Source organism: Achromobacter deleyi (genome assembly GCF_013116765.2).
Lineage (GTDB): Bacteria > Pseudomonadota > Gammaproteobacteria > Burkholderiales > Burkholderiaceae_B > Achromobacter > Achromobacter deleyi_A.
The window spans coordinates 3,709,911-3,730,381 of sequence record NZ_CP074375.1 but is presented as its reverse complement, the minus strand read 5'-3'; the positions used below and the strand labels follow the sequence as shown (position 1 = coordinate 3,730,381).

Sequence of the window (20,471 nt, the reverse complement as noted above, 5' to 3'; positions counted from 1 at the left end):
CGGGGCGCTAACTACTCTACGTTGTCGGTGGCTTGAGGCATCAGGTTCCAATGCAGCTTGCGGCGCAGGGTGGAGAAGAAGCTGTAGCCTTCGGGATGCACGAAGCGGATGGTATGGGGTGCGCGCTGCACGACGATGCGGTCGCCGGGTTGCAGGTCCGACCAGGTCTGCATGTCGAAATGCACGCTGGCGCCGACCTCGACGCGGCCCATGGCCGTAAGCGTCATGTTCAGCACGCCCGTGTCGGGAATGACGATGGGGCGGTTCGACAGCGTTTGCGGCGCAACGGGAACCAGCACCATGGCGTTCAGGCCCGGGTGCAGGATGGGGCCGTTGGCCGACAGGGCGTAGGCCGTGGAGCCGGTCGGCGTGGCGATGATCAGGCCGTCGGCGCGCTGGGTGTACATGAAGGCGCCGTCCAGTTCGACCCGGACTTCGATCATGCCGCCGCGCCCGGCGCGGTTCAGGACCACGTCGTTCAGGGCCGACGCGGAATACATCTTCTGGTCGCCGCGCCACACGCTGCCTTCCAGCAGCATGCGTTCCTCGATCTGGAAGCTGCCTTCAAGCACGCGGGCCAGTGCGCCATGCGCGTCCTGCAGGGCAATGTCGGTAATGAAACCTAGGCGTCCGTGGTTGATGCCCACGAGCGGCACGCCATAAGGCGCCAGGTGGCGGGCCGCGCCGAGCACCGTGCCGTCGCCGCCCATCACGACGGCGAGCGACGCGGTCTTGCCGATTTCTTCGAGCGTGGCCACGGGGTATTCGGTCAATCCGGTATTGCGCGCCGTATCCGCATCGATGAGCACGTGCCGGCCCGCCTGCGTCAGCGCGTGCGCAAGTGCTCTCAGCGGTGTGTCCAGGCCGGTGTCCTGGTATCTGCCGATCAGGGCGACTGTAGGAAAATGCATGGCTGCGTGCGAATGAAAAGGCGAGACCAGAACGCCGAAACCCGCCCGGAATGGGCTGGTTAGCCGATTATATGGGGCCGTATATCTGCTTGCGGGACAAAAATCGCCTTAATTGGAAAAGATTCCCTAAAATACCCGTTATGGATGACCGCGCACGCGCATTACTGAAAGCGTTGATAGAACGCTACATCGCCGATGGGCAGCCAGTCGGCTCGCGGACGCTATCGAAAGTCTTCGACTTGTCTCCGGCCACCATCCGCAATGTCATGGCGGATCTGGAAGAGCTCGGACTGATCCATAGCCCGCATACCTCCGCCGGCCGCGTTCCCACGCCGCGGGGATACCGCATGTTCGTCGATTCCCTGCTGGCGGTGCAGTCGTATCAGCTGCAGCCGCACAACATGGGCGAAATGCTCTCGGCGGCCGAACCCACCCGCGCGGTCAATGCGGCCGCCGCGCTGCTGTCCAACCTGACGCAGTTCGCGGGCGTGGTGCTGACGCCCAAGCGCGCCCAGGTGTTTCGCCAGATTGAATTCATCCGCCTGTCCGACAAGCGGGTTCTGCTGATCATCGTCACGCCCGACGGCGACGTCCAGAACCGCATTCTTTTCGTCCAGCGCGATTACGCCGAAGCCGAACTGCTGGAAGCCGGCAACTTCTTCAACATGCATTTCGCGGGCAAATCCTTCAATGCGGTCCGGCAGACGCTGTCCACCGAACTGGCCCAGCTGCGCGAAGATATCTCGCGCCTGATGCAGGCTGCGGTCGAAGCCAGCGCCGAAGCCGCCGAAGACGGGGACGCCGTGGTCATTTCCGGCGAACGCAAGCTGCTGGACGTGACGGACATCGCGTCCGACATGGACCGGCTGCGCAAGATGTTCTCGCTGTTCGAGAAAAAAACCGACCTGCTGCAATTGCTGGACGTGTCCAGCCGCGCGCAGGGCGTGCAGATCTACATCGGCGGGGATTCGCAGCTGGTGCCGATGGAAGAGGTCTCTGTCATCACGGCGCCTTATGGCGTGGATGGCAAGGTGGTGGGCACCCTGGGCGTGATCGGTCCTACCCGGATGGCCTACGAGCGCGTCATTCCCATCGTGGACATCACGGCGCGCCTGTTGTCCAACGCCCTCAGCCACAACCAGTAGTTCCATTCAAAGCTACATCCTCCTTGCGGAGGAAGGGGAGTTTTTGTGTTTCTTCGCCTGTTCAAGTATCTCTGGCCTGAACGCTACCTGCCTGAAACCGAGCAAGACGACCCCTTCAACGAAGATCCCCCTCCGCGCGTGCCAGGCAAGATCGGCGTGCTGCTGGTGAACCTGGGCACGCCGGATACGCCGGGCAAGAAGGACATCCGCAAATACCTGGGCGAGTTCCTGTCCGACCCGCGTGTCATCGAGATCCCGCGCTATCTGTGGAAGCCCATCCTGCACGGGCTGGTGCTGAACATGCGGCCCAAAAAACTCGAGCCGCGCTACGCCGGCGTCTGGATGAAGGAAGGCTCCCCGCTGATGGTCTATAGCCAGCGCCAGGCCGATGGCGTGCGCGCCGCCCTGCAGGCCGCGGGCGTGGATGCCGTGGTCGAGCTGGGGATGCGCTATGGCAATCCATCCATTCCGGGCGCCATCACCCGGCTGCGCGCGCAGGGCTGCGAACGCATCCTGACCGTGCCGCTCTATCCCCAGTACGCCGCCAGCACCACGGCCACGGTGGTGGACGCGGTAACCCGCCATGTGGGACGGCTGCGCGACCAGCCCGAAATGCGCTTCATCAAGCGCTTTCACGAAGAGCCCGCCTACCTGGACGCGCTGGCCGGCCGTATCGAGCGTTATTGGCAGGAACACGGCAAGCCCCAGAAGCTGGTCATGAGCTTTCACGGCCTGCCGCGCTATTCGATCGAACTGGGCGACCCGTATTACCGTGATTGCATGGAGACCGCGCGGCTCTTGTGCCAGCGCCTGTCGCTGCCGCGCGAGCATGTCGAGGTGACTTTCCAGAGCCGGTTCGGCACCGCCCGCTGGCTGGAGCCCTATACCGAGCCGACGCTCAAGGCGCTTGCCGCCTCCGGGATCACCGAGGTCGATGTGGTCTGCCCGGGATTTGTGGCAGACTGTCTGGAAACCCTGGAAGAGATCAGCCTGGAGTGCCGCGACGCCTTCATCGGGGCGGGCGGCAAGCAGTTCCGTTACATTCCGGCCATCAATGACGATCCGGCCTGGATCTCGGGGCTGGCCAGCCTGGTGGAACGGCACTTGCAGGGATGGTCTCAGCCCATCACGGACTTGAAGGAGAAGGCGCATGCACCATGATCCCAAGACTGGAAAGACGGTTCAAAAGGGGAAAGTCAGCACCCCGGTCGACGAGGACCATGTCGAGCACGAGCTGGACGAGGCCCTGGCCGACACCTTTCCCGCCAGCGACCCGGTCGCAATCCAATCGGATCCGGACGCGGACGACAAGCGCGTGGACCGCGCGCTGAAGGAAAGTTTCCCGGCCAGCGATCCCGTCGCGCCGGCGCAGCCGCATAAGAAATAGGTGATTTTGTCCGGCAGGCGGCCGCCTGCCGGTATTCGTCAGGGAATTTTTCGCTTACCCGGGCTTGAAATAGGGGTATTGGCCCCCATTCATGTCTGCGAAAGCCATTCTTTTTGGAGGATTCCCCATGACGGCACCCCACGAGCCTGCAGATCAGGCGCCCGAAGTCGGCCAGAACGCCGACGCGGCCCCCGCCGCCCAGGACGCGCAGGCCGAGCTGAACGAGTTGCGCGCCCAGCTGGACGCCGCCCAGGCTACCGTCAACGAGCAGCACGACCAGCTCCTGCGTGTCCACGCCGAAGCCGAGAACGTGCGCCGCCGCGCTCAGGAAGAAGTGTCCAAGGCGCGCAAGTTCGGTATCGAGTCGTTCGCCGAAAGCCTGGTTCCGGTCAAGGACAGCCTGGAAGCCGCGCTGGCCCAGCCCGACCAGACCGTTGAAACGCTGCGCGAAGGCGTCGAAGTGACTCTCAAGCAGCTGACCGCGGCCTTCGAGCGCAATCTGCTCAAGGAAATCGCGCCGGCGCAGGGCGACAAGTTCGATCCGCACCAGCACCAGGCCATTTCGTCCATTCCCCACGAGCAGCCTGCCAACACCGTGGTGCAGCTGCTGCAAAAGGGCTACGCCATCGCCGACCGGACCCTGCGCCCGGCGCTGGTGGTGGTGTCGGCCGGCCAGGGCTGAAGGCCCTTCGCGCCATGACCGATCCCCGTTTCGATCCGGCTCAGGTATTCCAGGTGTTCGGCATGCGTCATGTCGACACCGCGGGATTCGATGCAGCCGTGGTCCAGGCGCCGGGATCGGACCTGCGCTGCGTATTTCTGTGGGGCCAGGATTGCTATAACTGCAACCTGTTCAAGCAGGCGGCGCTACTGCACCAGGAAACGCTGCTGGAACTGGGCCTGACGTGGTTCGAGGCCGATGTCTATGCCGACGAACCCCTGGGCCGACGCTTTTCGCTGCATGGTGTCCCCACTTTTGTGCTGTACCGCTCCGGAAAGCGGCTGGGGCGCATCACCGGTTGGCCCGGCTTGCCCCAATTCACGGCGGCAATCCGGCGTTTGCAGGATCCGGCCTTGGAAAATTCCGGCCAGGCGTCTTGAAAAACCCTGCGGGTAGCCCCAGTTATGTGGGGACAAGAAGTTTTTCTCTATTTCCATAGATTTAATCAAGGTAACCCACCATGAGCAAGATTATTGGCATTGACCTGGGCACGACCAACAGCTGCGTAGCTGTCATGGACGGCGGGCAGGTCAAAATCATTGAAAACGCTGAAGGCGCTCGCACCACCCCCTCCATCGTTGCCTACATGGACGATGGCGAGACCCTGGTCGGCGCGCCGGCCAAGCGCCAGGCTGTGACCAACCCGCGCAATACCCTGTACGCGGTGAAGCGCCTGATCGGCCGCAAGTTCGAAGAAAAGGCGGTGCAGAAGGACATCAACCTGATGCCCTACACCATCTCCCGCGCCGACAACGGCGACGCCTGGGTGGAAGTGCGCGGCAAGAAGATGGCGCCTCCCCAAGTGTCGGCCGACGTGCTGCGCAAGATGAAGAAGACCGCCGAGGACTACCTGGGCGAAGAAGTGACCGAGGCCGTCATCACCGTGCCCGCCTACTTCAACGACAGCCAGCGCCAGGCCACCAAGGACGCCGGCCGCATCGCCGGTCTGGAAGTCAAGCGCATCATCAACGAACCCACCGCCGCGGCGCTGGCGTTCGGCCTGGACAAGACCGAGAAGGGCGACCGCAAGATCGCCGTCTATGACTTGGGCGGCGGTACGTTCGACGTGTCCATCATCGAAATCGCCGACGTTGACGGCGAGAAGCAGTTCGAAGTGCTGTCGACCAACGGCGACACCTTCCTGGGCGGCGAAGACTTCGACCAGCGCATCATCGACTACATCATCTCCGAGTTCAAGAAGGAACAAGGCGTTGATCTGTCCAAGGACGTGCTGGCGCTGCAACGCCTGAAGGAAGCGGCTGAAAAGGCCAAGATCGAACTGTCGTCGACTCAGCAGACCGAAATCAACCTGCCGTACATCACGGCGGACGCCTCGGGTCCGAAGCACTTGAACCTGAAGATCACGCGCGCCAAGCTGGAAGCGCTGGTTGAAGAACTGATCGAACGCACGATCGAACCCTGCCGCGTCGCCATCAAGGATGCCGGCGTGAAAGTTTCCGACATCGACGACGTGATCCTGGTCGGCGGCATGACCCGCATGCCCAAGGTCCAGGAAAAGGTGAAGGAATTCTTCGGCAAGGAGCCGCGCAAGGACGTGAACCCCGATGAAGCCGTCGCCGCTGGCGCCGCCATCCAGGGCTCCGTGCTGTCGGGCGACCGCAAGGACGTGCTGCTGCTGGACGTGACGCCTCTGTCGCTGGGGATCGAAACCCTGGGCGGCGTGATGACGAAGATGATCCAGAAGAACACGACGATCCCGACCCGGTTCTCGCAGACCTTCTCCACCGCCGACGACAACCAGCCGGCCGTGACCATCAAGGTGTTCCAGGGCGAGCGCGAAATCGCCGCGGGCAACAAGGCCCTGGGCGAGTTCAACCTTGAAGGGATCCCGCCGTCGCCTCGCGGCATGCCGCAGATCGAAGTCACGTTCGACATCGACGCCAACGGCATCCTGCACGTGTCCGCCAAGGACAAGGGCACCGGCAAGGAAAACAAGATCACCATCAAGGCCAACTCGGGTCTGTCGGAAGACGAGATCCAACGCATGGTCAAGGATGCCGAGGCCAACGCCGAGGAAGATCACCGCGTTGCCGAACTGGCCCAGTCGCGCAACCAGGCCGACGCGCTGGTGCATGCCACCCGCAAGTCGCTGACCGAGTATGGTGACAAGCTCGAAGCTTCCGAAAAGGAAAGCATCGAAGCCGCCATCAAGGCCCTGGAAGACACGCTGAAGGAAGGCGACAAGGCCGCGATCGACGCCAAGGTGGAAGCCTTGTCGACGGCATCGCAGAAGCTCGGCGAGAAGATGTACGCCGACATGCAGGCGCAGCAAGCCGCCGGCCAGCAGCAGGCGGCCGACAACGCGAAGCCGGTGGACGACAACGTCGTCGACGCCGACTTCAAGGAAGTCAAGCGCGACCAATAATGGCCGGGCTCTGACCTGCCTCTGCCGCCCGGTAGCCGGAGAAATCCGCCTACCGGGCGGACTCATTCTGTAGCACTGAAAAGAAGGCTCGTTTTTGAGCCCACGGATCATGGCAAAACGCGACTATTACGAAGTCCTGGGCGTAGCGAAGAACGCCGCGGACGACGAACTCAAGAAGGCCTATCGAAAGCTGGCCATGAAGTACCATCCGGACCGGAATCCGGACAGCAAAGAAGCCGAAGAGAAGTTCAAGGAAGCCAAGGAAGCCTACGAGGTCCTGGGTGATGAACAGAAGCGCGCCGCGTATGACCGCTATGGCCACGCAGGCGTGGACCCCAACTCCGCCGGCATGGGCGGCGCGGGCATGGGCGGCGGCTTCGCCGACGCATTCGGCGACATCTTTGGCGAAATCTTCGGCGGCGCCGGCGGTGGCCGTCGCGGGGGCGGTCCGCAGGTATATCGCGGCGCCGACCTGAAGTACGCGCTGGAAATCTCGCTGGAACAGGCCGCTGCCGGCTTCGACACCGAAATCCGCGTTCCCAGCTGGGAAAACTGCGACACCTGCCACGGCTCCGGCGCCAAGGCGGGCACCTCGCCCAAAACCTGCCGCACCTGCGGCGGCTCGGGCGCCGTGCGCATGCAGCAAGGCTTCTTCAGCGTCCAGCAAACCTGCCCCACCTGCCACGGCAACGGCAAGGAAATCACCGACCCGTGTCCGTCCTGCGACGGCGTCGGCCGCATCCGCCGCAACAAGACCCTGCAGGTCAAGATCCCGGCCGGCATCGACGACGGTATGCGCATCCGCTCCAGCGGCAATGGCGAACCGGGCATCAACGGCGGTCCTCCGGGCGACCTGTATGTGGAAATCCACATCAAGCAGCACAAGATCTTCCAGCGCGACAGCGACGATCTGCACTGCGAACTGACCATCCCGTTCACCACGGCGGCATTGGGCGGCGAACTCCAGGTGCCGACACTGGGCGGCAAGGCCGAGATCTCGATCCCGGAAGGCACTCAGTCCGGCAAGACCTTCCGCCTGCGCGGCAAGGGTATTCGCGGTGTACGCGGCAGCTATCCGGGCGACCTGTACTGCCACGTCGTGGTGGAAACGCCGGTGCGCCTGAGCGAAGACCAGAAGAACATCCTGCGCCAGTTCGAGGCCTCGCTGAACGACGGGGGCGACCGCCACTCGCCGCAAAGCAAGTCCTGGACCGATCGCGTCAAGGAATTCTTCAGCTGAATCGCCTGAACGCAAAACGCAAAAGCCGCGACGAAAGTCGCGGCTTTTTTTTGCCCCCCCTCCGCAGCAACAGCGCGAAGCGTCCCCGCCACAACGCAAACCACCGCGTAAGCCCAACAAGGCCGCCCGCGCGGCCGCCGTTGGGCGGGCCCCGCAAAATCCTCCTCCCTCACCCCGTCGCCGCCAAGAATGCCAAGCACACCGCCCTCCCCAGACCCCGTCGGTTTAACGAAAGCGCGAGCCTGGCGCGGCGGCGGCCCAGGCGCGCGGGGAGTCGATAAGCCCGAGGGAATCTGAAGGCAGTCGCCGGAGGCGACAACGAAGATGACGAAGGGGTAGTCCGGAGCGAAGGCTCCGGACCGCAATCGTTGACCCGCGCGCCTGGGCCGCCGCCGCGCCAGGCGGCTCAAGAACCACCCCCCCACAGAAACCACCACCCATAAAAAAACCGCGGCTTTCGCCGCGGTTCACTGCTACTGCTACTGCTACTGCAACATCTACATCTACATCTACATCTACATCTACATCTACTTCGACTTCAACTTCGACTTCAACTTCAACTTCGACTTCAACTTCAACTTCGACTTCAACTTCGACTTCGACTTCAACTTCAACTGCTACAGCAACCGCCGCTGTCGCCGGAAACTACCGGCCTCGGGCCATGATGCCACCCAAGGCCGGCCGGGCTACAGCAAGCAGCTCACCGGGTGATCGGCGGGTATTCGAGCTCGCCGAACGTGTATTGGCCGCTGGCCTTGGCTTGCGCCAGTTCCGCCTGGACTTCGGCGCGCGTCTTGGCGCCGGCCGGAGCCGCCGCGACGGGCGGGTATTCCAGTTCACCAAACGTGTATTGGCCGCTGATCTTGGCCTGTTGCAGCTGGGCTTGCACTTCCTGCGAGCTCAGGCTGGTCGTCTGGGGCAGGGCGGGCGGATAGTCCAGCTCGCCGAACGTGTATTGGCCGCTGGCCTTGGCTTGTTGCAGCTCGGTCGCGACCTGCGCGCTGCTCTTGGCTTGTTCAACGCCGGCGGCTTGTGCGCCAACGCCGACCAGAGCCAGGGATAGAAGCAGGGTGGTGGTTAGGGTTTTCATGGTCAGACCTCCAATTCGTCTTAAGTGGGGACCGAATCCGGCGGCCCTCCGTCGTGGTTCGTTGTTTGTTCCCGATGACTGAATTGTGCTCGCTATCCCACCTGGGATAAACCCGTATTCCCTGAAAACATCTTTCCAAATAACCGAGTAATCGTTGTGTTTGGAGAAATTCTCCCCGTTAGTGGCAAGGTTATAGCCATTCATGGAGAAATAGCTCCACGCGAAACTCCGCTTTATGCAAAAAAAACCCCTGCCGAAGCAGGGGTTTGTCTGATGGAAAAACCGATCAGGGCGTGGCTTTCTTCTTGAAATCGCCTGCCACCGCCGTGCTGAAGCCGTCCGGACGCAGATACTTGCGCAGCGCGGCGTTGACCGCTTCCGGCGTCAGCGCGGCGATCTTCTTGTCCATCTCGGCCGACCACGCGAACGTTCGGCCGCGCTGCAGGTAATCCAGCCACGTGCTGGCCAGAACGTCGTCCTGCGCGCGAGCCAGATTGCGGTAGTTGAGCAACGCGGTAATGCCTTCGGAAATCTCCTTTTCCGAGAAACCGTCCTTCAGCACACGAGCCAGTTCCTCGCTGATGGCCTTTTCCAGGCGCTCGCGGTTCTGCGGCGCGTAGATGGCGTACATGCTCCAGCTACCCGTGGGTTCAAACGACGACACCGACAGCGAACTGCGCACGTTGTAGGACAGACCCTCGGTCTCGCGCACCCGATTCCACAGGCGCGAGGTTTCCGACGCGCCGAAGAGGTAGTTGCCCAGGTACAGCGCCGCGTAGTCCGCGTCGGTATCCTGCAGCTTCAGCGGCATGCGCGACAGATAAAAGGCATTTGCCTTGTCGGGCGTGTCGATGTCGAACTGCTTGGCGGGGATGTCGCGGTACGGGTTGGGGACACGGGTGTAGGCAGGCGCCTTCTTCCAGCCAGCCAGGCCCGTCTTGATCGCCTTTTCCACGGCTTCCGGCTCGAAGTCGCCAACCGCCGAAAACTCGATATTGCCCGCGCCGTAGAACTTGGCGTGGAACTTGGCCAGGGCTTCGCGGTTCAGGGCGCGCACGCCAGCCAGCGATTCCTCGAACGTGGGCACGTAGCGCAGATCGTCGGCGGGCCACGGATTGTCCTGGCGGGCCAGGGCGCGTCCGGCCAGGGCCGAGGGTTCGGTCATGGCGTTCTGGATCGAGGTTTCAAGCTGACGCTGGTATTCCTCGAGCTGCTCCTTCGGGAAACTGGCGTTGCGGATGATCTCCAGCGCCAGGGCGGTCAGTTCAGGCAGGTTCTCGCCCTTGGTCGACATGGCGACCTTGAGCGTGGCGCCACCGCCGCTAAAGCCCAGTTCGGCCTGCAGCTTGTCCAGGCGGTCCTGGATGTCCTGGCGCGACAGCTTGGCCGTTCCGCGCAGCAGCAGGTCGGCCGCGGCGCTGGAATTCACGCGCTGGCCCAGCAGATCCTTCTCGTTGCCGAACTGGATCAGCATCTGCGCCTGCACACGGCTGCCGCGCGTGGCCTTGGGCAGCAGCGCCAGTTCCACCGGGCCATTGGGCAGGTCCAGCTTCTTGCGCAGGGTGAGCTTGTCGATGTTCTCCGGCGTGGGGTCAAACGCCGACGCCGCCTTGAAGTCCGGGTCGCCCTTGTAGTCCTTGAAGACCGCGGTCAGGTCCGTGCGTTGCGCCTGCGGTGCGCGCAGCGGTTTTTCCGTCGGGATATAGCGGCCCTCGATGCGGTTGCTTTGCACCAGATAGGAGGTGGCGGCCTTTTGCACCTCGGCAAGCGAGGCCTGGCGGGCCCGGTCGCGCTGCAGGAAGAAGAGGCGCCAGTCACCGGCGGCGATGGCCTCGGACAGCGCCACGCCGACTTGCTCGGGATCGCTATAGGTCTGCTCCCATGCGGTCAGCCACTTGCTGCGCGCGCGGTCCAGTTCCTGCTGGGTGAAGGGCTTCTTGCCCAGCGATTCCAGCGTTCCCGTCAGCGCCTTCATGGCGGCGTCCAGGCTCTTGCCCGGCGTCAGCTGGGCGGCAAACATCGCCAGGCCCGGGTCCAGGTTTTCCATGGTGAAACCGAACACGCCCGAAGCCAGCTTGGTCGGGACCAGCGCATGGTAGAGGCGGCCCGACGGTGTGTCGGCCAGGATGGTGGTGGCCAGGTCGAACGGCACGAAGTCGGGGCTGCCGGCGGCGGGGATGTGGTACATCGCCGCGACCAGCGGCGTGCCGCCGGCCCGGCGCAGCGTCACCGAGCGCTCGCCGTCCTGCACCGGCTCCACCGTGTACTCGGGCGGCAGCTTGCGGTCTGGCTTGGGCAGCTTGCCCAGCGTGGCCTCGATGTCCGCCAGGGTGGCTTGCGGATCGAACTTGCCCGCCACGATCAGCACGGCATTATCGGGCTGGTAGTACTCGTGGTAGAACGCGCGCAGCTGGCCGATGTCGACGTTTTCAACGTCGGAGCGGGCGCCAATCGTGTTCTTGCCGTAGCTGTGCCACTGGAACGCCGCCGATTGCATCTTCTGCATGAGGATGCGGAAAGGGCTGTTTTCGCCGCTTTCCATCTCGTTGCGGACCACGGTCATTTCCGAATCCAGGTCTTCCTTGGCGATCAGCGAGTTCACCATGGCATCGGCTTGCCAGCCCAGGTACCACTTCAGCGTGTCGGGGTTGGCCGCGAAGCTGGCGAAATAGTTGGTGCGGTCGCTGGAGGTCGAGCCGTTGGCCTGCAGGCCGCGACGCGAGAATTCGCCCATGGCGTTGCGGGTGGTGGACGTGCCCTTGAACAGCATGTGCTCCAGCAGGTGCGCCATGCCCGTCTGGCCATAGTTTTCGTTGCGAGAGCCCACCAGGTAGGTCATGTTGACCGTGGTGGAGGGCTTGGATTCGTCCGGAACCAGCAGCACTCTCAGGCCATTGGCCAGGCGATATTCGGTGATGCCTTCGATCGAGGCGGCCTCCGAGACGCCGGCTGGCAGGCTGGCGGCTCCGGCCTGAAAGGCCAGGAAGGAGGAGAACAGCAGCACGCTCAGCGGGCGCGGCAGCTTCGACAGGGACAAGCGCATGGCGGACAATTCCTTTGGCATGGCAGAATCCGTTGGAGTGTATACGTTGGCAATGGTTCAGGTGCCCGCGAGGGGCGCCAGTGTCCGCGGCAGGCTCCGGCGCCGCCCACAAGGCAAAGGATGTCCGAAATGTCTTTATCCCTGGAAGTCGAAACCCCGCGCCTGGTGCTGCGGCAATGGCTTGCGGCCGACCGCAGGCCCTTCGCGGCCCTTAACGGCGACCCGCAGGTGACGGAGTATCTGCTGCCTCTCACGGCCCAGGAGAGCGATGCGCTGGCCGATAGGCTGGCGGCGGGCATCGACGAGCATGGCTGGGGCTTCTGGGCGGTGGAAGCGCCTGGCGTCGCTCCCTTCATCGGCTTCGTGGGAATCAAGCCGCTGGCGCCCGCCTTGCCGTTCGCGCCTGGCGTGGAGATCGGCTGGCGCCTGGCGCAGCCTTATTGGGGGCGGGGATATGCCAGCGAGGCCGCCCAGGCGGCTTTGCGCGTGGGCTTCGAACAAATAGGGCTGGATGAGATTGTCGCGTTCACGGTGCCGGGCAACCAGCGCTCGCGGGCAGTGATGGACCGGCTGGGCATGCGCGCCGACCCTGATCTCTTTGACCATCCGGCCGTGCCGGAGGGTAGCCCGCTGCGCGCGCATGTGCTGTACCGGATGAGCCGCGATGGCTGGCTGGGGCAGGGAAATGGTGACAGGGACCCCGACAATGCGCCATTTGCGGCGGCATAAGCCCGGGAGAACCTTGCGCATCCGCGATGTTGCAGTGCGGCACCCTGGGAATACAAGGCCGATTTGAGGTCTGCCCGCTCGCGGGTGTAAGCTTTTGATGACGTAGTAGCTGTTGCCGACGGGATGCGCGACAGCCGTCTACCGGCTTCCCGTCCAACGCCAGACGCCGCGGCATGCGCGGTGCCGGTGCTTGTCGTTCGCGCCTTCGCCGCCGGCATCCTGCCGGCGCATTCTTCGGAGGAACGACCCATGCTGACCGAGATCGTCACGCGTGCTTTGTCCCAATTGACAGGCAGCGCCTTGAGCGGCGATGGCATCAAAGGACAGTTTCAGTACGCCTATGCCAGTGATGACGGCCAATTCGTGGCCATACTGACCCATGACATGACCACGTATGTGGTGGACTTGAACACGCAACGGTATTTCGCGGAGTGCGGGGGATCGCCGCGCGGATTCGCCGGCCATGTGCTGGAGATGGAGGGCGCGGCGGCACGCAGCCATCCGTGGCCCGCCGCCCATGATCTTTTCGACCTGGACATGGATGCCGATGAACTATCCTGGCGCCAGTGCCCCGGTTTGCGCGCCATGGTGAACAACGCCCACCGATCTGTGGAGAGCCGCGCCGCCTGAGAGTGGCCAGAAGCGGCAGCACCTCACTGAACCGGCGGATTCGCCGGTTTTTTTTTGGCTGGGAGCGACACGCGGAGCTGCGGGGCTGGCTAAAATTTGAATATGAATACGCACGCTGAACTCCGCGCCCCGGAAGGCGCGACGCTGGTCGATTGCACGCATGAACGCCATGCGGACCAGATACTGGCCATCTTCAACGACGCCATCACCACGTCCACCGCGCTCTACGACTACAAGCCGCGGCCGCGCGAAGCCATGCTGGGATGGTTCCAGGCCAAGCAGCAGGGCGGCTTCCCCGTGGTGGGCCTGGAGAACGAGGCCGGCGAACTGATGGCCTTCGCCAGCTACGGCACCTTCCGCGCCTGGCCGGCCTACAAGTATTCGGTCGAGCATTCCGTGTACGTGGATGCGCGCTTTCGCGGTCGCGGGCTGGGCGAAGCCCTGATGCGCGAGCTGATCGGACGCGCGCGCGCCAGGCAGGTGCACGTGCTGGTCGGCGGGATCGACGCGTCCAACCAGGGCAGCATCCGCCTGCACGAGAAGCTGGGCTTCCAGCACGCCGGCACGATCCGCGAGGCGGGCTTCAAGTTCGGACGCTGGCTGGACCTGGCGTTCTACCAGCTGACGCTGGACACGCCGGAAAATCCGGTGGACGGCTGAGCGGGGCTGAATCCTACTTGGACAGCATCCGCATGGCCTGCTCCAGGCCGGCGACGGTCACGGGGTACATGCGGTCCTGCATGATGTCGCGCATCAGCGCGATGGACTGACGGTATTGCCAAGAGGCCGTGGGCTCGGGGTTGAGCCAGACGGATTTCGGCCAGGCCTCCAGCAGCCGGCGTACCCATTCGGCGCCGGGTTCCTTGTTGTAGTGTTCGACCGAGCCGCCGGGCTGCAGGATTTCGTAGGGGCTCATGGTGGCGTCGCCGACGATGATCAGGCGCCAGTCCGGGTTGTACTTGCGCAGCACGTCCCAGGTGTCGAAGCGCTCGTTCTGGCGGCGGCGGTTGCTTTGCCACAGGCTTTCGTAGGGGCAATTGTGGAAGTAATAGACTTCCAGGTTGCGGAATTCGCTGCGGGCCGCCGAGAACAGTTCTTCCACCCGGCCGATGTGGTCGTCCATGCTGCCGCCCACGTCCAGCAGCATCAGCACCTTGACCGTGTTGTGACGCTCCGGGACCATGCGCAGGTCCAGGTGGCCGGCGTTGCGCGCGGTGCTGGCGATCGTGTCGTCCAGGTCCAGTTCCATCTCCGCGCCCTGGCGCGCGAAGCGCCGCAGCCGGCGCAGCGCCACCTTGAAATTGCGCGTGCCCAGTTCAACCTGGTCGTCGTAGTCCTTGAACTGGCGCATGTCCCAGACCTTGACCGCGCTGCGGTTGCCGGCCGAAGCGCCGCCCACGCGTATGCCTTCGGGGTGGTAGCCGCCATTGCCGAAGGGCGAGGTGCCACCGGTGCCGATCCACTTGCTGCCGCCCGCGTGGCGTTCCTTCTGCTCTTCCAATCGTTCCTTGAAGAGCTCCATCAGCTTGTCCCAGCCGTGCTTTTCAATGGCGGCCTTGTCTTCGGGAGACAGGCTCTTTTCGAACTGCTTGATCAGCCAGTCCAGCGGGATCTCCTTGCCCGCGGGCAAGGCGGCTTCGATGCCCTTGTAATAGGCGCCGAAGGCCTTGTCGTAGCGGTCGTAGAGGGATTCGTCCTTGACCAGCGTGGCGCGGGCCAGGAAGTAGAACTCGTCGAGCGTGGGCGCCATCAGGTGCTGGCGCAGGGCGTCCACCAGGGTCAGGTATTCCTTGACCGAGACAGGGAGCTTGTGCGCCCTGAGGTGATAGAAGAAGTCGATCAGCATTTGCGGGCAGCCCGTGGGTGCAGGATCAGCGGCGCTGGCCGCCGCGCGTCATGGCCGCCAGGCGTTCAAGCAGATGCACGTCCTGTTCGTTCTTCAGCAGCGCGCCGGCCATCAGCGGCACGGCCGTGGCCGTATGCGCGTCGATCTGGGCGGCGGTGGCGTCTTCGGCCAGCAGCAGGCGCAGCCAATCCAGCAGTTCGGACGTGGACGGTTTTTTCTTGAGGCCCGGCGCTTCGCGCAGCGAGAAGAAGGTGTCCAGCGCGGCGCGCAGCACGTCCTGCTTCAGGTGCGGATAGTGAACCGCCACGATGTCGCGCATCGTTTCGCGGTCCGGGAAGCGGATGTAGTGGAAGAAGCAGCGGCGCAGGAAGGCGTCGGGCAGGTCTTTCTCGTTGTTGGACGTGATGATGACCAGCGGGCGGTGCCGCGCGGAGATGGTCTCGCGCGTCTCGTAGACATGGAATTCCATGCGGTCCAGCTCGCGCAGCAGATCGTTGGGAAATTCGATGTCGGCCTTGTCGATCTCGTCGATCAGCAACACCACCGGTTCCTGCGCCTGGAACGCCTGCCATAGCGTGCCCTGCAAGATGTAGTTGCGGATGTCGCGGACCTTTTCGTCGCCCAGTTGCGAATCGCGCAGGCGCGACACCGCGTCGTATTCGTACAGGCCCTGATGCGCCTTGGTGGTGGACTTGATGTGCCATTGCAGCAGCGGCCGGCCCAGCGCGCGCGCCACTTCTTCCGCCAGCATGGTCTTGCCGGTGCCGGGCTCTCCCTTGATCAGGAGCGGGCGCTGCAAGGTGAGCGCGGCGTTGACGGCAAGCTTCAGGTCATCGGTGGCGACGTAGCTGTCGGTCCCATCGAAGCGGACTGGCTTGGCGGAGGAGGCGGTCTGGGCTGCGGACATGGTCTGATGGCTTCTGTGGTTTGATGGGAATCAATACCATCGTAAGGTATTAATCCTGAGCAATTATCGTACAATCAGGCGGTTTTGCTTTGGGTTCCACCCGCAACGTGTTTGCCGAGGGCCTTTTCGTGTGAGCAGGCCCTAGTCCTTAGCCATACCAAGAAGAGTCATTCCAATGAAGTTGCGAACCTCTCTGAAGTGCACGGTATCCGTGTTGGTCGCGATGGCATCCTGTGCGATCGCCGGCCAGGCTGTTGCTGCGGATGCAGCGCCGGTCGGTAATGTCCAGAATGCCCGAGACAAGGTCTCCATGTGCATCGGTTGCCACGGCATCGAGGGCTACAAGGCGACGTTTCCCGAGCTTTATCACGTGCCGATGATTGCTGGCCAGAACGCCAAGTACATCGAAACCGCCCTCAACGAGTACAAGAAAGGCACGCGCAGCCATCCCACGATGGACGCCGTTGCCGGCAGCCTGTCCGACCAGGACATCGCCGACCTGGCTGCGTACTACTCGAATCTCAAATAAGAGGGCAAAACCATGAACCGCACCATGCTTGCCCTTGCGGGCGCGACCCTGGCCATCTCGGGCGCCGCCGCCCAGGCGCAGGACCTGACGGCCGGCAAGGCTGTCTTCGACAAGTTCAATTGCGCGTCCTGCCACGGCGCCGACGCCAAGACGGCGGTGGATCCGGCCTATCCGACGCTGGCGGGACAACATGCCGACTACCTGGCCCATGCCTTGAAGGCCTACAAGCGCGGCGCCTCCGGCAGCGCGGCCACGGCCAATGTCCGCAAGAATCCCATCATGGGCGCCTTCGCCACGCAGCTGTCCGACCAGGACATCTCCAACGTGTCGGCCTGGCTCTCGTCGCTGCCCAGCGACCTGGGCGTGCGCAAGTAGGCGCGGCGAGAAACCCGATCGCCTGATGAAAACCCTCGAATTCGAGGGTTTTTCGTTGTATCAGAGGCTGGCCCGCCGACGAATCAGGTCGATGTAAGTGTCGCTGTCCAGCGGCGTGCCCAGACGCTGCGCTTCCCAGACGACCTGGCCCAGGCATTCCATGATTTCATGGGCCGCCTGGTGCGCGTCGGAGCGCGCCGTCAGTTGCTGGTAGGCGCGGCGGATGCCGGGCGGATGATCGATGGACAACTGCTCCGCGATGGCCAGGTGCATGGACAGGTGCAGAAAAGGATTAGTCCGTCCTTTTTCCACGGCATATTCGGCCGTCATGGCATCGGGGCTTTCGAGGTCGCCGTGGTATTCCGGATGCTCGATGATCCAGTCCAGCGCGATGGCCTCCAGCGGGGTCAGCACCTCGTTGGCGCGATGCTTGCGCCAGGTTTCGATAAAGAATTCGCGGACTTGGTCGCGTGAGGGATTGAACATCGGCGGGGACGGAATGCAGGCTGTGGATGCATTATTTTACCGCCCCAAGCTGACCGTCAGTTCCGCCCGGCCCTTTGCGATATAGAATTGATTGCAATCCGCCATCCGGTGTGCGGTTCGCGAGGGGCGGTATTACTCGCGGAATCGGACGCTTTCCGATGCCGGCGCGTGCAGAAAAACCACCCGGAGCAAATGGAGCATTCATGTCCTACCAACATATCAAGGTTCCCGCCGGCGGCCAGAAAATCACGGTCAATGCCGATTTCTCGCTGAATGTGCCTGAACAGCCCATCGTTCCCTTCATCGAAGGCGACGGCACGGGCGCCGACATTACCCCCGTGATGATCAAGGTCGTCGACGCGGCGGTGCAGAAGGCCTATGGCGGCAAGCGCAAGATCCACTGGATGGAAGTCTACGCCGGCGAAAAGGCCACCAAGGTCTACGGCCCGGATGTGTGGCTGCCCGACGAAACCCTGGAAGTCGTCAAAGACTACGTGGTTTCCATCAAGGGTCCGCTGACCACGCCGGTCGGCGGCGGCATCCGTTCACTGAACGTGGCGCTGCGCCAGCAGCTGGACCTGTACGTGTGCCTGCGCCCCGTGGCGTACTTCAAGGGTGTGCCGTCCCCGGTGCGCGAGCCCGAGAAGACCAACATGGTGATCTTCCGCGAGAACTCGGAAGACATCTATGCGGGCATCGAGTACATGGCCGAAAGCGAGCAGGCCAAGGAACTGATCCAGTTCCTGCAGACCAAGCTCGGCGTGAAGAAGATCCGTTTCCCGAATACCTCCTCCATCGGCATCAAGCCCGTATCGCGCGAAGGCACCGAGCGCCTGGTGCGCAAGGCGGCCCAGTACGTCATCGACAACGACCGCACGTCGCTGACGCTGGTGCACAAGGGCAACATCATGAAGTTCACGGAAGGCGGCTTCCGTGACTGGGGCTACGAGCTCCTGCAAAAGGAATTCGGCGCCCAGCTGATCGACGGTGGCCCGTGGTGCAAGTTCAAGAACCCGAAGACCGGCCGCGAGATCATCGTGAAGGATGTGATCGCCGACGCCTTCCTGCAGCAGATCCTGCTGCGTCCGGCCGAATACGACGTGATCGCCACCCTGAACCTGAACGGCGACTACATCTCCGACGCATTGGCCGCGCAAGTGGGCGGCATCGGCATCGCCCCGGGCGCGAACCTGTCGGACTCCGTCGCCATGTTCGAGGCCACCCACGGCACGGCGCCGAAGTATGCCGGCAAGGACTACGTGAACCCCGGCTCCGAGATCCTCTCGGCTGAAATGATGTTGCGCCACATGGGCTGGACCGAAGCCGCCGACCTGATCATCTCCAGCATGGAAAAATCCATCCTGTCCAAGAAGGTCACGTACGACTTCGCCCGCCTGCTCGAAGGCGCGACCCAGGTGTCGTGCTCGGGCTTTGGCCAGGTCATGATCGAAAACATGTAAGCCGCGGCTGATCCCGCACGTCCCGCAAAACCCGCCCGCCGTCAAGGCGGGCGGGTTTTGTCTAACCAATCAGCATGATGCGCCTCGCGCTTGCTTTGTTCTTTCCAGGTTGAGTGTTGTGCCCCGACTGTATGTTTCTTTGACCGCCTGGCTGGTGCTCCTGGTTCCGGCACTGGCGTTGACCAGCCCGGTGGGCGGGCCTGCCGTTCTTTATCTGAGCGCCCTGATCGCGCTGACCGCGCTGGCGATGAATGCGATAAAGCGCTACGAGCCGATGGAATTCGGCGCCCTGTGGCCCATGTCGCTGGCGCTGCTGTTGCCGCTGGCCTGTATGCTGCTCACGTCCGCGGTGCGAGGCGTGTGGAGCAATTCAGAACTCGAGAAACTGCTGCGCTTCGCGCTGGCGCTGCCCGTGCTGTGGGTGTTGCTGCGCGCCCCGCAGCAATGGCTCAAGCATGTGCAATGGACCATTCTGGCCGGTGCGCTGGCCGGTTCGGCGCTGCTGATCGTGACCATGACGACATCCGGGCGCGGGGCGATGACCGAAGTCGGCGGGCGCTATAACGCGGTGGCGTTCGCGAACATGACCTTGCTGTTCGGCGGCATGACGCTGTTGTCCCTGGGGTGGGGCGCCAGCACGCGCTGGCCGCGTATCGAGACCGGGGTGAAGTTGCTGGCCGTCGCGCTGACGGTATATGCCACCTGGCGGTCCGAGACCCGCAGCAGCTGGATGCTGTTGCCTATCCTGGGATTGGTTTTCCTGCTTGGCCTGCGCAACTGGAGGCGCCGCCACAAGGTGTATTGCGCGCTGGCCGTCTGTGTGGCGCTGGTCGCCAGCGCGGCCGCCATCTGGACGTTCAGCAGCCGCATGCAGGAGATCTCGAAGGACCTTCATGGCTTTTCGACGTCGGCCGATCGCGACACGTCCTTCGGTATCCGGCTGCAGCTGTGGCACGCGTCTATCCTCATGTTTGAAAAGAGTCCGATCGTCGGTATCGGTCCCAGCAAGTTCCGCGAGGAACTGCGGGAGCTGCAGACCCAGGGCATCGTGACGCAAGAGGTCGTCGACGGCTTTGGCGAACCCCACAACGATCTGCTGGCGGCCTTGTCCGGATATGGTGTGCTGGGCCTCCTGAGCATCCTGGCGCTGTATCTGCTGCCGGCAGCCGTTTTCTTTCGGCGCCTGGCCAGCGACGACCGGGTCATCCGGGTTGGCGCGCAGTTGGGCTTGCTGTTCTGCCTGGGCTATTGCGCATTCAGCCTGACCGAGATGATGTTCCGCAACATGCGCAGCGTGCCGACGTATTCGCTGATCGTGGTGACGCTGATCGCGCTGACCACGGCGCGTCCGGGGCGCACGAGCCAGCCCGCGCGCTAGGCCGGGCGGGCCACGGGCCGGCCGCGCAAGATTGAAAGACGCAAGGCGTAACGCGCCTTGCGTCTTTTTTTTATGGATGTTGCGCTAGATCAAGCTTGCGGCGCGGCCTTGATGAAAACACTGTTTGATGTCCGTATCCTGACGGCAAGAGATACATAAACCGTCACATTCCGCCGTTATTGGTTTCAAGCGGGGAGGGGCATGCAGA

General features: G+C 63.3%; 20 protein-coding genes. 14 read left to right on the top strand and 6 right to left on the bottom strand.

Going from position 1 to position 20,471, the window contains the following annotated elements:
- Positions 1-11 precede the first annotated feature (11 nt).
- Positions 12-911, bottom strand: a complete 900-nt coding sequence (locus tag HLG70_RS16715; protein ID WP_171661858.1) for an NAD kinase — start codon at positions 909-911, stop codon at positions 12-14.
- Positions 912-1,051: 140 nt separating this feature from the next.
- On the opposite strand from HLG70_RS16715, the gene hrcA reads away from it, so the two are divergent.
- The 7 genes from hrcA to dnaJ all read left to right on the top strand — a co-directional run bounded on the left by hrcA (position 1,052) and on the right by dnaJ (position 7,790).
- Entirely contained in the window at positions 1,052-2,056 is a 1,005-nt protein-coding gene (gene hrcA, locus HLG70_RS16710; RefSeq protein ID WP_171661859.1) for a heat-inducible transcriptional repressor HrcA, read from the top strand.
- Positions 2,057-2,101: 45 nt separating this feature from the next.
- Positions 2,102-3,217 carry a ferrochelatase gene (hemH, locus tag HLG70_RS16705; protein ID WP_171661860.1) on the top strand — a complete coding sequence of 372 codons (1,116 nt, stop codon included), beginning with the start codon at positions 2,102-2,104 and terminating at the stop codon, positions 3,215-3,217.
- The gene (locus tag HLG70_RS16700; protein WP_171661861.1) at positions 3,207-3,443 is read left to right on the top strand and encodes a hypothetical protein; all 237 of its coding nucleotides are present in this window, start codon (positions 3,207-3,209) and stop codon (positions 3,441-3,443) included. Before hemH ends, HLG70_RS16700 begins: the two co-directional genes overlap by 11 nt.
- 127 nt (positions 3,444-3,570) lie before the next feature.
- A complete protein-coding gene (grpE, locus tag HLG70_RS16695) occupies positions 3,571-4,125 on the top strand; it encodes a nucleotide exchange factor GrpE (protein ID WP_171661862.1) in 555 nt (184 codons plus the stop codon).
- Positions 4,126-4,139: 14 nt separating this feature from the next.
- Positions 4,140-4,544, top strand: coding sequence for a thioredoxin family protein (locus tag HLG70_RS16690; RefSeq protein WP_171661863.1), 405 nt, complete (start codon positions 4,140-4,142; stop codon positions 4,542-4,544).
- Positions 4,545-4,624: 80 nt separating this feature from the next.
- Positions 4,625-6,550: a molecular chaperone DnaK gene (gene dnaK, locus HLG70_RS16685; RefSeq protein WP_171661864.1), complete on the top strand. Its 1,926-nt coding sequence runs from the start codon at positions 4,625-4,627 to the stop codon at positions 6,548-6,550.
- A gap of 109 nt (positions 6,551-6,659) precedes the next feature.
- Complete coding sequence (gene dnaJ, locus HLG70_RS16680; RefSeq protein ID WP_171661865.1) at positions 6,660-7,790, top strand: molecular chaperone DnaJ; 1,131 nt, start codon at positions 6,660-6,662, stop codon at positions 7,788-7,790.
- Positions 7,791-8,490: 700 nt separating this feature from the next.
- Here the strand turns inward: dnaJ and HLG70_RS16675 are convergent.
- The gene (locus tag HLG70_RS16675; RefSeq protein WP_171661866.1) at positions 8,491-8,880 is read right to left on the bottom strand and encodes a DUF4148 domain-containing protein; all 390 of its coding nucleotides are present in this window, start codon (positions 8,878-8,880) and stop codon (positions 8,491-8,493) included.
- Positions 8,881-9,166: 286 nt separating this feature from the next.
- Positions 9,167-11,923, bottom strand: a complete 2,757-nt coding sequence (locus HLG70_RS16670) for a M16 family metallopeptidase (RefSeq protein ID WP_171662031.1) — start codon at positions 11,921-11,923, stop codon at positions 9,167-9,169.
- A gap of 129 nt (positions 11,924-12,052) precedes the next feature.
- Between HLG70_RS16670 and HLG70_RS16665 the strand changes: the two genes are divergently transcribed.
- The 3 genes from HLG70_RS16665 to HLG70_RS16655 all read left to right on the top strand — a co-directional run bounded on the left by HLG70_RS16665 (position 12,053) and on the right by HLG70_RS16655 (position 13,942).
- Positions 12,053-12,652, top strand: coding sequence for a GNAT family N-acetyltransferase (locus HLG70_RS16665; RefSeq protein WP_171661867.1), 600 nt, complete (start codon positions 12,053-12,055; stop codon positions 12,650-12,652).
- Positions 12,653-12,901: 249 nt separating this feature from the next.
- On the top strand, positions 12,902-13,282 hold the full coding sequence (locus HLG70_RS16660; RefSeq protein WP_171661868.1) for a hypothetical protein: 381 nt from the start codon (positions 12,902-12,904) through the stop codon (positions 13,280-13,282).
- A gap of 102 nt (positions 13,283-13,384) precedes the next feature.
- Positions 13,385-13,942: a GNAT family N-acetyltransferase gene (locus HLG70_RS16655; RefSeq protein ID WP_171661869.1), complete on the top strand. Its 558-nt coding sequence runs from the start codon at positions 13,385-13,387 to the stop codon at positions 13,940-13,942.
- A gap of 13 nt (positions 13,943-13,955) precedes the next feature.
- Here HLG70_RS16655 and HLG70_RS16650 read toward each other — a convergent pair whose 3' ends face one another.
- Both HLG70_RS16650 and HLG70_RS16645 read right to left on the bottom strand, forming a co-directional pair.
- A complete protein-coding gene (locus tag HLG70_RS16650; RefSeq protein WP_171661870.1) occupies positions 13,956-15,128 on the bottom strand; it encodes a vWA domain-containing protein in 1,173 nt (390 codons plus the stop codon).
- A gap of 25 nt (positions 15,129-15,153) precedes the next feature.
- Positions 15,154-16,035 (bottom strand): AAA family ATPase, encoded by an 882-nt coding sequence (locus tag HLG70_RS16645; RefSeq protein ID WP_171661871.1) that lies wholly within the window; start codon positions 16,033-16,035, stop codon positions 15,154-15,156.
- 175 nt (positions 16,036-16,210) lie between these two features.
- Between HLG70_RS16645 and HLG70_RS16640 the strand changes: the two genes are divergently transcribed.
- Positions 16,211-16,564 (top strand): c-type cytochrome, encoded by a 354-nt coding sequence (locus tag HLG70_RS16640; protein ID WP_171661872.1) that lies wholly within the window; start codon positions 16,211-16,213, stop codon positions 16,562-16,564.
- A gap of 12 nt (positions 16,565-16,576) precedes the next feature.
- Positions 16,577-16,939: a c-type cytochrome gene (locus HLG70_RS16635; RefSeq protein WP_171661873.1), complete on the top strand. Its 363-nt coding sequence runs from the start codon at positions 16,577-16,579 to the stop codon at positions 16,937-16,939.
- Between the two features lie 60 nt (positions 16,940-16,999).
- Here the strand turns inward: HLG70_RS16635 and HLG70_RS16630 are convergent, their stop codons facing one another.
- Complete coding sequence (locus HLG70_RS16630; RefSeq protein ID WP_171661874.1) at positions 17,000-17,425, bottom strand: DUF1841 family protein; 426 nt, start codon at positions 17,423-17,425, stop codon at positions 17,000-17,002.
- A gap of 203 nt (positions 17,426-17,628) precedes the next feature.
- On the opposite strand from HLG70_RS16630, the gene icd reads away from it, so the two are divergent.
- Positions 17,629-18,885, top strand: a complete 1,257-nt coding sequence (gene icd / locus HLG70_RS16625; protein WP_006217809.1) for an NADP-dependent isocitrate dehydrogenase — start codon at positions 17,629-17,631, stop codon at positions 18,883-18,885.
- A 118-nt stretch (positions 18,886-19,003) separates the two neighbouring features.
- Positions 19,004-20,263 carry an O-antigen ligase family protein gene (locus HLG70_RS16620; RefSeq protein WP_171661875.1) on the top strand — a complete coding sequence of 420 codons (1,260 nt, stop codon included), beginning with the start codon at positions 19,004-19,006 and terminating at the stop codon, positions 20,261-20,263.
- Positions 20,264-20,471: the final 208 nt, after the last annotated feature.